Raw genomic sequence first — 11810 nt, 5'->3', positions numbered from 1 at the left:
AGGGGGAGCGGTATGAGGTGGGCGGCGAGAGTGGGCGAGGGGCGAGCGGGCCGACCGGGGCGGGGCTGCGGCCCGCCCGGGTTCGCTTCGCCCTCGGCCCACCCGACGCCCGGCCCACCGACGTACTGGCCGCCCCGTGGGCGCCGGCGACCGGGCGGGCCCCGGTCGAAGCCGACCAGGTGTCCGTCGCGCTGCCCCGTCTCACTCTCCGGACACGGCGCGACGCCACCGGGGGCGTGGCCGCGCTCGGCGCCCCCGGGGTGCTCACCGGCATGGCGGAGCTGGACGGGCTCTCTTCCCGTCTGCGCGACCGTCGGCAACGGCGAGCCACTGGGCTCGACGCCGGGGACGGGGCGGCGGTCGTGGCCGCCGGCTACGGCCTGGTCCACGTCCTGGCGAGACCCCGGCCGAGCGCGGAGGCGAGTTCGCCGGCGGACTCCGGGCTGGAGCTGAAGGCCGGGTCTGGGCCGTGTTCTGGGCCGGGCCCAGGGCAGGGGCCGTGTTCCGGGGCGGGGCGCGCCGCGCAGGCTGGGGCCGGGCCGCCCCCGGGCATGCCGAAGGGCGGTATCCCTCAGTGAGGGATACCGCCCTTCGGGACCGGCGTGGGGGGACCCGGTGTGGGGGACCGGGCGCCGACGGGGGTGGCGCGGAGCCGGAGTGGGGACGGCTCGGTCGCGGGTCGGCTCAGTACCAGCCGTTGGCCTGCCAGAAGTCCCAGGCGGCGGCCGGGCTGCCGTAGCGGTCGTTCATGTAGTTCACGCCCCACTCGATCTGGGTGGCGGGGTTGGACTTCCAGTCCGAGCCGGCGGAGGCCATCTTGTCGGCCGGCAGGGCCTGGACCAGGCCGTAGGCGCCGGACGACGCGTTGGTGGCATGCGGGTCCCAGCCGCTCTCACGCTCGACGATGTTGCTGAACGCCTGGTACTGCGCATCGTCCCCGATCATCTGCTGGGCGATGGCCTGCGGCGATCCTTCGGCGGCCTGGGCCGGAGCTGCGGTGAAGGCGAGGCCGGCCGCGGAGGCGGCGAGGGCGGTGCCCACGGCGATCTTCTTCGGGGTGGCCAGGCGACGCATGGTGGCGAAGGACAAAGGAGAACCTTCCAACGGGGATCAGGGCTGTCGACCGCCGACCGGAAACGGCCCGCAGGACTGCGTTCCGGCCGGTGCGTTTCGGCGACATCACCAGTGATAGCCGGGGCGTCATTCGCCTGGCAATGCCCCCATTTACTAAGGATTCTCGGAGGAGGGGGGAAGGCCTCTCAGGGGAAGTCCGGTGATTTTCGCTGGTGGGGAGCGCCTGGCCGGAGGCGGAGTGGGGGGTGACGCGGCTACTAAGGCGCATAGGGGAGGGCGTGGAGCCTGTGGGGCGGCTCACGCGCGCGCCTCTCGGTTCTCACGCAGGGGTGAGCGCCGACTACGGGGTTGTGGGGTTTCCATCCGGACCCGTCAGGGAACCGGCCGCCCCCTTGTCGCCCGGTGCGGGCGGCCCGTCACCCCGGGGCGCCGTCGTGCCCTCGCCGGCCCCCGAGGCGGCGGGGAGAGCCGGCCCGGGGTCGGCGAACCGTACCGGGGTGTCGAAGGCGGCCCTGCGGGTGGCCCGGCGCAGCGCACGCAGGACCGAGGGCCCCAGCGCCAGCGCCAGCACCACCGTGAGTGCGGCGCGTGGCAGGTCCCAGCCCAGCGAGGTGGCGAGGCAGTAGACGAGGAAGCGGCCCAGGTTGTCGGCGACCGGGTCGCCCGGCACGAAGGAGACGCCTGTCGACAGGCCGCCCAGGTAGGTCCAGCCCTGGAGGTTCATGACCGTGCCGTACAGGACGGAGGCGATCGCGCCGTAGGCGGCGACCAGGAGAAGTTCGCCGCGCCCCCGCAGAGTGTCGCGGCCCGGCAGCAGGCCCGCGCCCATGCAGACCCAGCCCATGGAGAGCATCTGGAACGGCATCCACGGACCGACCCCGCCGGTCAGCAGGGCCGAGGCGAACATCGACAGGGCGCCCAGCACGAACCCGAACCCCGGACCGAGCACCCGGCCCGAGAGGACCATCAGGAAGAACATCGGCTCGATGCCCGCCGTCCCCGCACCCAGCGGACGCAGCGCCGCCCCCGCCGCGGCCAGCACGCCGATCATGGCGATGGCCTTGGAGTCGACCCCGTTGTCCGAGAGGGTCGCGACCACCACCGCCAGCAGCAGCGGCAGCAGGGCGGCGAAGAGCCACGGGGCGTCCTGGGCGTGCGCGAGACCCGATTCCGGCGCGGCCAGCAACGGCCATCCGAAGGCCGCCACACCGACCGCGCTGACCAGCACCAGCACCAGCGCCGACCGGAACCCGATCCGCACCGCCCGCGCCTGCCGCTGCACGCCACCATCCCGGCCGACGGCCTCGGACGGCCTCCTGGCCTCTTCCCCCGGAACGCCCTTCGGAGCGGCGGTGCCGCCGCTCCGAACGGTGGACCCCGTACGCCGGATCACTGTTCCTCCCCGGGGACCGGGCCCGTGCGTCCCGTCGGGTCCGGTCCCGCGCCGCCCCGCTCGGGCGGCTGCGCGCCGTCGCCCTTCGGCAGCCGAGCCGCACCGCCGTGGTCTCGGACGCGGCCGACGCCGCCTTCTCCCTCGGCCGGGTACGCGCGGTCTTCCCGACGGGCCGGGCCCGTGCGGGCCTCCTCGCGGGTCGGGCGTGCGCGGTCTTCCTCAGGGGCCGGGCCCGCACGGCGGCGGTCCCCTTGGGGCGAGTGCGCGAGGTCTCCGCCCTCGGCCGACCCCGTACGGCCTTCCCTCGCGGGCGTGTTCGTGTTCTGTGCCGCGCGGACCGGGTCGTCGCCGTCGGCGGCCGGGTGAGCGCCGTCCCTTCCCGGGTGCGGGGCCGTGCGGTCCCTCTGGACGCTCGGGCCCGCACCGGGTTCTTCGAGGTGCGCGGCCGTACTCCCGCGCCCTGAGGCAGGCCGCGTGTACGGCGGCCGGCCGGGGGCCGGGGCCCTCTCGTCCTCCTGCGCGGAGGACGGGCGGCCTTGTCCAGGAGCTCGGCCGTCTGCGCCTTCCTTCGCGAGGTGCGGGCCCGCACCGGCCCGGCCGGGGGGCACGGCCGTACCGTCCTGCCGGGGGTTCGCGCGCTGCCCGGTCCTCACCCCGGCCGAGGTGCGCTCAGCCGCCACCTGCTCCTGGGTGCCGGCACCGGGAAGCGGGGCCTGTGGGGACGCGGGTGGCTCGGAGGCGGCGGGCCGGGGCCTCGCAGCCGGGTCCGTGGGCACCGTCCGCCGGTCCAGGGCGGTCTGTACCTGGGAGACGGTGAGCCATGGCTGAGGAGCCATGATCTTGGTGACCTGGGGGGCGAAGGAGGGGGAGGAGCGGACGACGTCGGCGGTGGGACCGTCGGCGACCGGTTCGCCCTCGGCGAGGATGACGACGCGGTGGGCGAGTTCGGCCGCCAGTTCCACGTCGTGGGTGGCGAGGATCACGGCGTGGCCCTCGGCGACCAGGTTCCGCAGGACGTCGACCAGCCGGGACTTGGCCGCGTAGTCCAGGCCGCGGGTCGGCTCGTCCAGCAGGATCAGCGGGGGGCGGGCGGTGAGCACGACCGACAGGGCGAGGGTGAGCCGCTGGCCCTCGGAGAGGTCGCGCGGGTGGGTGGCGTCGTCGATCCCCGGCAGCAGACGGGCGACCAGCGCCCGGCAGGTGCCCGGCTCGGCCCCGGCGTCGGCGTCGGCGGCAGCGCACTCGGCGGCCACGGTGTCGCCCGAGAGCAGGTCCCGGGGGTCCTGCGGCACCAGGCCGACGTGCCCGATCAGTTCCTGCGGGCGGGTCCGGTGCGGGGTGAGCCCGCCCACCCGGACCGTGCCGGAGAAGGGCTCGACCATGCCGACCAGGGAGCCCAGCAGAGTGGACTTGCCCGCGCCGTTGCGGCCCATCAGCGCCACCGCCTCCCCGGCGGCCACCTCCAGCGACACCTCCCGCAGCGCCTCGACCCGGCCCCGCCGCACCGTCAGCCGGGAGACATGGGCGTACGGCTCGGGCGCGTCGGCGTGGGGCTCCGGCCGACGGCGCTGTCCTGCGCCGAGGAGCCCGCGCAGCAGACCCCGGCGCCGCTCCCGTCGAGGGGTGGTGAGGCCGCCCGGCGTACCGGCGGAAGCGGCCCCGCCCGGCGGGGGCACCGGTACCCCGGCGAGCCGTTCGCGCAGCCCGGCCGCCCTGCGGCGGGCGTCGCGGACGGTCAGCGGCAGCGGGTCCCAGCCGGCCAGGCCGCCCAGCGCCACCACGGGCGGGCGGACCGGCGAGACGGCCATGACCTCGGCCGGGGGCCCGGTGACCAGTTCCGCACCCGGGGCGGCCAGCAGGGCGACCCGGTCGGCGTACTGCACCACGCGCTCCAGCCGGTGTTCGGCCAGCAGCACGGTGGTGCCCAGGTCGTGGACGAGGCGCTGGAGCACGGCCAGCACCTCCTCGGCGGCGGCGGGGTCGAGCGCGGAGGTCGGCTCGTCCAGGACGAGGACCCGGGGGTGCGGGGTGAGCACCGAGCCGATCGCGACGCGCTGCCGCTGGCCGCCGGAGAGGGTGGCGAGCGGGCGGTCGCGGAGTTCGGCGAGGCCCAGCAGGTCGAGGGTCTCCTCGACGCGGCGGCGCATCACCTCGGGGGCGAGGCCCAGCGACTCCATGGCGTAGGCGAGTTCGTCCTCGACGGTGTCGGTGACGAAGTGGGCCAGCGGGTCCTGGCCGACGGAGCCGACCACGTCGGCGAGCTCCCGCGGCTTGTGGGAGCGGGTGTCGCGGCCCGCGACGGTGACCCGGCCGTGCAGGGTGCCGCCGGTGAAGTGCGGGACGAGGCCGTTGACGGCACCGAGCAGGGTCGACTTCCCGACCCCCGACGGGCCGACGAGCAGCATCAGCTCGCCCTCCTCGACGGTCAGGCCCACCCCGCGCACCGTCGGCTCCGGCGCACCGTCGTACCGCACCGAGACATCCTCGAACCTGATCACACCGCACCTCCACGAGAGCCCTGCCACCGCACCACCGCACTGCCCCGGACCGTCCCGCCGCCGTTCACGTCCCCTCCGGGGGCCGGGGTGCCACGCCGGCCGGGACCAGTCCCAGCAGGATCGCCGCCGCCGGCCACAGGGGGAGTTCCGGCGCGGCCAGGGGCACCGCCGGCGGGTCGAGCTGCGCCGGCGCCAGCGAGCCGAGGTGGACCAGGAGCGCGGCGACCGCCACCCCCGACCCGGCGACCACCCAGGCGCGCACCCCCCACCGGTCCGGCCGGTACCGGCTCCGCACGCTGCGCCGCCCGCCGAGCCACAGCCCGGCCAGCGCGGCGGCGAGGCCGAGGGCCAGCACCGGCACTCCGAAGCCGCCACCCCGGTCGGCGAGGAGCCCGTAGGTACCGAGGCAGACGCCGATCAGGCCGCCCACCGTCAGCGCGGCCGTGACGCGGCGGACGGCGGGCGGGACGGCCGCGGTCCTGCCGTACCCCCGGGCGTCCATCGCGGCGGCCAGCGCCACCGACCGCTCCAGCGCGCCCTCCAGGACCGGCAGGCCGACCTGGAACAGGCCGCGCAGCCCCCGGTCGGGACGTCCGCGCAGCCGCCGGGCCGCGCGCAGCCGTCGCACGTCGGCGACCAGGTTCGGGGCGAAGGTCATCGCGACGACCACGGCGACACCCGCCTCGTACAGGGCTCCCGGCAGGGACTTCAGCAGCCGCGCCGGGCTGGCCAGCGCGTTGGCCGCACCGACGCAGATGAGCAGGGTCGCCAGCCGCAGCGCGTCGTAGAGCGCGAACAGCATGCCCTCGGCGGTCACCCGGCCGCCGAGGCGCACCCCGCGCGCCCACTCGGGCAGCGGGACCTCGGGCAGCGTGAACAGGACGTGGGTGCCCGGCACCGGCGAGCCCAGCACCAGGGCGAAGAGCAGCCGGATGGCGATGATCACCAGTCCGAGTCTGACGAAGGCCCCGTAGCTGCGCGCCCACGGCGAACCGGTGCGGCGGGCCGCGACCACGTACCCGGCGACGCCGACCAGCAGGGCGAGCAGCAGCGGATTGCGGGTCCGCGACGCGGCGGCGGCCAGGCCCAGCGCCCACAGCCACCACGCCCCGGCGTGCAGCGCGTTGGAGCGCGTCGCGAGCGGGGCGAGCAGCGCCGGGCGCGTCCTGCGGGCCGACTGGTCGGGACCGTGCATCACCGGGACCGCCGCTCAGCCGCGCCGGCGGCGGGACTGCCAGAGGGCCGCCACGCCCAGCACGGCCACCGCGCCGGCGCCGACGAGCAGCCCGGCCGAGGGCCCGTCCGAACCGGAGGCGGAAGCGGAACCGGACTGCTCGGACCCGGCGGCGGTGTCCGACGACTCCTCGGCGGACGGTTCACCCGACCCCGGGACCTGCTCGCCGCACCCGGTCCCCGGGTAGCCCGCGACGGCGCAGAGCAACGCCGAGGAGTCGTACCGCAGCGGCGGCGCGACGGCGGCCAGCGCGTCGGCGGCGCTCGCGTCCTCGCTCACACCGGCGCAGACGGTACGGGCCTTCGGCGGGCGCTCGCCCCGCGGCGCGTCGGCCGCGGTGCCGAAGTCGATGACGAGCGCGATCCGCTTGCGCCCGTCGCGCTCCTCGGTGCCCGCGCAGACCTCCGCGAAACCCGCCTTCGAGCGGGGCGCGGCGGAGGCGTCGGCCTCGGCGCTCACCGCGAAGCGGAACCCCAGCACGGAGCCGTCGTCCGGGCGGAGCTGGGCCGGTCCTTGGGTGGCGTAGTTCCAGGTGGAGCCCTCGCGCTCCCAGAACGACCAGTACCGGTACCCGGCGGCCTGCGCGGGCGCCGTCACCAGCACGGCGAGCAGCAGCCCGAGGAGCAGCGCGGACCCCGCCCGCAGGGGGCCGCGGGCGGTGCGGGGCGCGCTGGGGCCGGCGGTCACTTGCGGCCGGACTTGTTGCGCAGGCTCAGCACCAGACCGGCGCCCGCGCCGACCAGCAGGCCGACGCCGACGATCCACCAGACGCCGGGCCGCGAGCCGTCCTCGTCCGCCGCCTGCTCCTCGCCGCTCCCGGCGGCGCCCTTCGCGTCGGACCGAGGCTCGGGACCGGTGGCGTTCAGCCCGGCGACCAGGTCGCTGCCGCCGAAGTCGCGCGGGTCGGTGCCGGTGGCATGGGCGGTCAGGACGAGCTGGGCGTACGCCGAGGGGCCCGAGCGCTCCGCCCAGGCCGGCCCGTTCTTCTCCAGCCAGGCCAGCGGCTTCTTCGCGGCGTCGGTCAGCCCGGCCGCGTACAGCGCGGTGACCGCGTCGGCGGTGTTGCCGACGTCGGGCTGGTCCTCGGCGCCGGGCATGGCGGAGGTCAGGTGGCCGTCCTTCTCCAGGACGTCGGCGAGGTGGGCGGCACCGTTGGCGGCGGCCGTGCGGGCGTCGGCCGGCTTCTCGCAGGCGGCCCGCGCGGCGGACTCGCCCCTGGTGACGACGAGCGAGGAGCCGAGGCCGCCGAGGACCCCGGCGGCGGTGGCGTCCTCGTTGGCGAACAGGTCGCCGTTCTTCTCCGGCTGGAAGGCGAAGGCGCCGCCGTCCGCGCACTCCAGGCTGAGGCCGAGCAGCGCGTCCTCGGGCGTCCTGTCCTTCTTCGAGGCGACCGTGGCGGCCTCGGTGCCGGTGGCGGCGAACGCGCCGATCACCAGCGAGGTCGAGTTGGTGTCGGTGGCCCCGCCCGCCACGTACCCCCAGCCGCCGTCGTCGTTCTGGGCCGACTTCAGCCAGTCGACGGCCTTGCCGACCGCCTTGTCGTGGCCTCCGAGCGCGGCGAGCGCCTGCACGGCGGCGGCCGTCTGGTTGGTGTCGACCGCTGTCTTCGCGCCGCAGGCGGCCGACGGGTCGGTGCGGAACGGGGCGAACCCGCCGTCCTCGCACTGCTGGCCGGTCAGCCAGTCGACGGCCTTCGCGGCCGGTTCCACCCCGGCGGTGTCCTGCGCGAGCAGCGCCAGGGACTGCCGGTAGACACCGTCGTAGGCCGGGTCGCCCTCGCCGTACAGGCCCGACGGGAGCTTGGCCGACGGGGAGGGAGTGGGGGAGTCCTCGGCGACGGCGACCGGAGCGAAGGCGGCCGACGCCGCCGTCAGTGCGGTCAGCGCGGTGAGCGCCAGGGCGCTGCGACGGACGGTCATGGGTGGAGTGCCCTCTCCTCAGGGAAGCCGGGCACGGGCGCGCGAGGGCGCCGGGCTCCGGCTCCGTATGCCTCGACGGTGCCAGCCGCCGGAGGTGCCCGGCGGCGTGAGCCGGTCATGAGTCCGGTGAGGCATTCCGACTGCGCCGACCCGGTTCTGGGGCGGCTCACGGTTGCGGGTCAGCGCCGGATTCCCACCGGCTTCCCCTCACACGGTCCTGACGACGACCCGGCCACTCTACCGGTGCGGGCGCGGGGCGGTCCGGGGCCGCCGCCCGCACCCGCGGCGGGGCCGGGGCCCGTACGGCGCCCCCGCCGCGGGCCGTGGTGTGAATCACCTGTTCCGGGGGTTCTGAACGAGCTACCTGCCGGTAGATTCGGAGCTTCGTGAACGATCAAGACCGACCGCGGTGAAACTTGTTGCGGATCGGAGTCCCGGCGTAACCTCCCGGGACCATCGGGCTGGCAGAAGGGGGCCGGGCAGTGACCGCTGAGGCCATGGAGGCGGACCCCGCACGACAGGACGCCGCCCCGGAACCGGCCTCGGGCGGCCCCCTCGCCGACGGCGCCAGGCCCCTGCGCATCGCCCTCCTCACCTACAAGGGCGACCCCTTCTGCGGCGGCCAGGGCGTCTACGTCCGCCACCTCTCCCGCGAACTGGCCCGCCTCGGCCACCACGTCGAGGTCATCGGCGCCCAGCCGTACCCCGTCCTCGACGAGGGCGTCCGGCTGACCGAGCTGCCCAGCCTCGACCTCTACCGCCAGCCCGACCCGTTCCGCACCCCTGGCCGGGGCGAGTACCGCGACTGGGTCGACGCGCTGGAGGTCGCCACCATGTGGACCGGGGGCTTCCCCGAGCCCCTCACCTTCAGCCTGCGCGCCCGCCGCCACCTCGCGGCCCTCGCCGGGCGGTTCGACGTGATCCACGACAACCAGACGCTCGGCTACGGACTGCTCGGCGGCACCCGCGCGCTGGGCGCCCCGCTCGTCACCACCGTGCACCACCCCATCACCGTCGACCGGCGGCTGGAGCTGGACGCCGCCGACTCCTTCACGCGCCGCCTCTCGGTCCGCCGCTGGTACGGGTTCACCCGGATGCAGAAACGCGTCGCCCGGAAGCTGCCCTCGGTGCTCACCGTCTCCGGCACCTCCCGCCAGGAGATCGTCGACCACTTCGGCGTCCGCCCCGACCGCGTCCACGTCGTGCACATCGGCGCCGACACCGACCTCTTCTCGCCCGACCCGTCCGTCGCCGAGGTGCCCGGCCGGATCGTCACCACCTCCAGTGCCGACGTGCCCCTCAAGGGCCTCGTCCACCTGGTGGAGGCGCTCGCCAAGCTCCGCACCGAGAACCCCGAGGCCCACCTGGTCGTCGTCGGCCGCCCCGCCGAGGACGGGCCCGTCGCCCAGGCCATCGAACGGTTCGGTCTCGCCGGCGCCATCGAGTTCGTCAAGGGCATCAGCGACACCGAACTGGTCGACCTGATCCGCTCCGCCGAGATCGCCTGCGTCCCCTCCCTCTACGAGGGCTTCTCGCTGCCCGCCGCCGAGGCCATGGCCACCGGCACTCCGCTGGTCGCCACCACCGGCGGCGCCATCCCCGAGGTCGCGGGCACCGACGGCGACACCTGCCTGGCCGTGCCCCCCGGTGACGCCGGCGCCCTCGCCGCCGCCCTCGGCGAGCTCCTCGCCGACCCCGGGCTGCGCCGCCGCCTCGGCACGGCCGGCCGCGCCCGGGTCCTCGCCAAGTTCACCTGGCGCCAGGCCGCCCTCGGCACGGTCGCCCACTACCGCCAGGCCATCGCCGGGAGCCCGAGCCGCCCCGCCGCCCCGGCCACCACCGCCCGACCCGACCGCGAAAGCAGGTCCACGTGCTGACCGTCGACTTCACCCGCTTCCCGCTCGCCGCAGGCGACCGGGTGCTCGATCTGGGCTGCGGCGCGGGACGCCACGCCTTCGAGTGCTACCGGCGCGGCGCGCAGGTGGTCGCCCTCGACCGGAACGGCGAGGAGATCCGCGAGGTCGCCACCTGGTTCGCGGCGATGAAGGAGGCCGGCGAGGCCCCGGCCGGCGCCACCGCCACCGCGATGGAGGGCGACGCCCTCAACCTGCCCTTCCCCGACGAGTCCTTCGACGTCGTCATCATCTCCGAGGTGATGGAGCACATCCCCGACGACAAGGGCGTCCTCGCCGAGATGGTCCGCGTCCTCAAGCCCGGCGGCCGCATCGCCGTCACCGTGCCCCGCCACGGGCCCGAGAAGGTCTGCTGGGCGCTCTCCGACGCGTACCACGAGGTCGAGGGCGGCCACATCCGCATCTACAAGGCCGACGAACTCCTCGGCAAGATGCGCGGCGCCGGGCTCAAGCCCTACGGCACCCACCACGCGCACGCCCTGCACAGCCCCTACTGGTGGCTCAAGTGCGCCTTCGGCGTCGACAACGACAAGGCGCTGCCGGTGCGCGCGTACCACAAGCTGCTGGTCTGGGACATCATGAAGAAGCCCGCGCTGACCCGGGTCACCGAGCAGTTGCTCAACCCGGTCGTCGGCAAGAGCTTCGTCGCCTACGCCACCAAGCCCCACGCCCCGACGGCGGCAGCCAAGTGACCTCCCCCCGGACGGAACACCTGGTCCTGCCCGGGGTCCTGACCGAGCAGCAGGCCCGCGCCACCGTCGCGGGCCTGCTCGCCGTGCAGCGCGCCGACGGCGCCATCCCGTGGTTCCGCGGCCACCACCTCGACCCGTGGGACCACACCGAGGCCGCCATGGCCCTCGACGCGGCCGGCGAGCACGAGGCCGCCGGTCGCGCCTACGACTGGCTCGCCCGCCACCAACTGCCCGACGGCTCCTGGTACGCCGCCTACGCCGACGGCGACGCCGAGGAGCCCACCGACCGGGGCCGCGAGTCCAACTTCACCGCCTACGTCGCCGTCGGCGTCTGGCACCACTACCTCGCCACCGGCGACGACGCCTTCCTCCACCGGATGTGGCCGGTGGTGGTCGCCGCGGTCGAGTATGTCCTCGCCCTCCAGCAGCCGGGCGGGCAGATCGGCTGGAAGCGCGAGGCCGACGGCACCGCCGTCACCGACGCGCTGCTCACCGGCTCCTCCTCCATCCACCAGGCGCTGCGCTGCGCCCTGGCCATCGCCGAGCAGCGCGAGGAGCCCCAGCCCGACTGGGAACTGGCCACCGGCCTCCTCGCCCACGCGATACGCCGTCACCCCGAGCGGTTCCTCGACAAGAACCGCTACTCGATGGACTGGTACTACCCGGTCCTCGGCGGCGCCGTCACCGGGGCCGAGGCCAAGGCCCGCATCGACGGGGGCTGGGACCGCTTCGTCGTCCCCAAGCTCGGCGTGCGCTGCGTCGTGCCCAACCCGTGGGTCACCGGCGGGGAGAGCTGCGAACTGGCCCTGACGCTCTGGGTGATGGGCGAGTCCGACCGGGCCCTGGAGATCCTCCAGTCCGTCCAGCACCTGCGCGACGCGGAGAGCGGCCTGTACTGGACCGGGTACGTCTTCGAGGACGAGGCGGTCTGGCCGCGCGAACTCACCAGCTGGACCGCCGGATCGCTGCTCCTCGCGGTCGCCGCGCTCGGCGGCGACGAGCCCACCTGCGCCGTCTTCTCCGGGACCCGGCTCCCCGTCGGCCTCGCCCCCGAGTGCTGCTGACCCGCACCCGGCCCGTACACACG

The 11810-nt window shown here is 75.6% G+C and carries 8 protein-coding genes and 1 pseudogene; 3 read left to right on the top strand and 6 right to left on the bottom strand.

The window, feature by feature from the left end; genetic code table 11:
• Positions 1–684 precede the first annotated feature (684 nt).
• The 6 genes and pseudogenes from ACSLIC_RS06320 to ACSLIC_RS06295 all read right to left on the bottom strand — a co-directional run bounded on the left by ACSLIC_RS06320 (position 685) and on the right by ACSLIC_RS06295 (position 8118).
• A complete protein-coding gene (locus tag ACSLIC_RS06320; protein ID WP_436740292.1) occupies positions 685–1074 on the bottom strand; it encodes a transglycosylase SLT domain-containing protein in 390 nt (129 codons plus the stop codon).
• A gap of 340 nt (positions 1075–1414) precedes the next feature.
• On the bottom strand, positions 1415–2356 hold the full coding sequence (locus ACSLIC_RS06315; protein WP_436736694.1) for an ECF transporter S component: 942 nt from the start codon (positions 2354–2356) through the stop codon (positions 1415–1417).
• 899 nt (positions 2357–3255) lie between these two features.
• Positions 3256–4965 (bottom strand): annotated as a pseudogene (locus ACSLIC_RS06310) (ABC transporter ATP-binding protein); the annotation flags it as partial.
• Between the two features lie 64 nt (positions 4966–5029).
• The gene (locus tag ACSLIC_RS06305; RefSeq protein WP_436736693.1) at positions 5030–6163 is read right to left on the bottom strand and encodes a CbiQ family ECF transporter T component; all 1134 of its coding nucleotides are present in this window, start codon (positions 6161–6163) and stop codon (positions 5030–5032) included.
• Between the two features lie 12 nt (positions 6164–6175).
• A complete protein-coding gene (locus ACSLIC_RS06300) occupies positions 6176–6886 on the bottom strand; it encodes an SCO2322 family protein (protein ID WP_436736692.1) in 711 nt (236 codons plus the stop codon).
• Positions 6883–8118, bottom strand: coding sequence for a prenyltransferase/squalene oxidase repeat-containing protein (locus tag ACSLIC_RS06295; protein ID WP_436736691.1), 1236 nt, complete (start codon positions 8116–8118; stop codon positions 6883–6885). The genes ACSLIC_RS06300 and ACSLIC_RS06295 overlap by 4 nt, the downstream gene beginning before the upstream one ends.
• 482 nt (positions 8119–8600) lie before the next feature.
• Between ACSLIC_RS06295 and ACSLIC_RS06290 the strand changes: the two genes are divergently transcribed.
• From ACSLIC_RS06290 to ACSLIC_RS06280, 3 genes are read left to right on the top strand one after another with little or no spacing between them, the layout of a single operon-like run.
• Entirely contained in the window at positions 8601–9995 is a 1395-nt protein-coding gene (locus ACSLIC_RS06290) for a glycosyltransferase family 4 protein (protein ID WP_436736690.1), read from the top strand.
• Positions 9989–10723, top strand: coding sequence for a class I SAM-dependent methyltransferase (locus ACSLIC_RS06285; RefSeq protein WP_436736689.1), 735 nt, complete (start codon positions 9989–9991; stop codon positions 10721–10723). The genes ACSLIC_RS06290 and ACSLIC_RS06285 overlap by 7 nt, the downstream gene beginning before the upstream one ends.
• Positions 10720–11787: a prenyltransferase/squalene oxidase repeat-containing protein gene (locus tag ACSLIC_RS06280; RefSeq protein WP_436736688.1), complete on the top strand. Its 1068-nt coding sequence runs from the start codon at positions 10720–10722 to the stop codon at positions 11785–11787. Before ACSLIC_RS06285 ends, ACSLIC_RS06280 begins: the two co-directional genes overlap by 4 nt.
• Positions 11788–11810 lie beyond the last annotated feature (23 nt).

Origin of the sequence: Streptomyces sp. BBFR102, from assembly GCF_051397025.1 — a bacterium.
In the GTDB taxonomy this organism is placed as follows: domain Bacteria; phylum Actinomycetota; class Actinomycetes; order Streptomycetales; family Streptomycetaceae; genus Streptomyces.
Note: the sequence above shows the minus strand (reverse complement) of the source record. Positions and strands in the feature narration are given on the sequence as shown.

What these genes read in the sequence shown, in the direction of transcription:
- ACSLIC_RS06320 (WP_436740292.1), bottom strand. Translation starts at nt 1,074, where the DNA reads ATGCGTCGCCTGGCCACCCCGAAGAAGATCGCCGTGGGCACCGCCCTC.
- ACSLIC_RS06295 (WP_436736691.1), bottom strand. Translation starts at nt 8,118, where the DNA reads ATGACCGTCCGTCGCAGCGCCCTGGCGCTCACCGCGCTGACCGCACTG.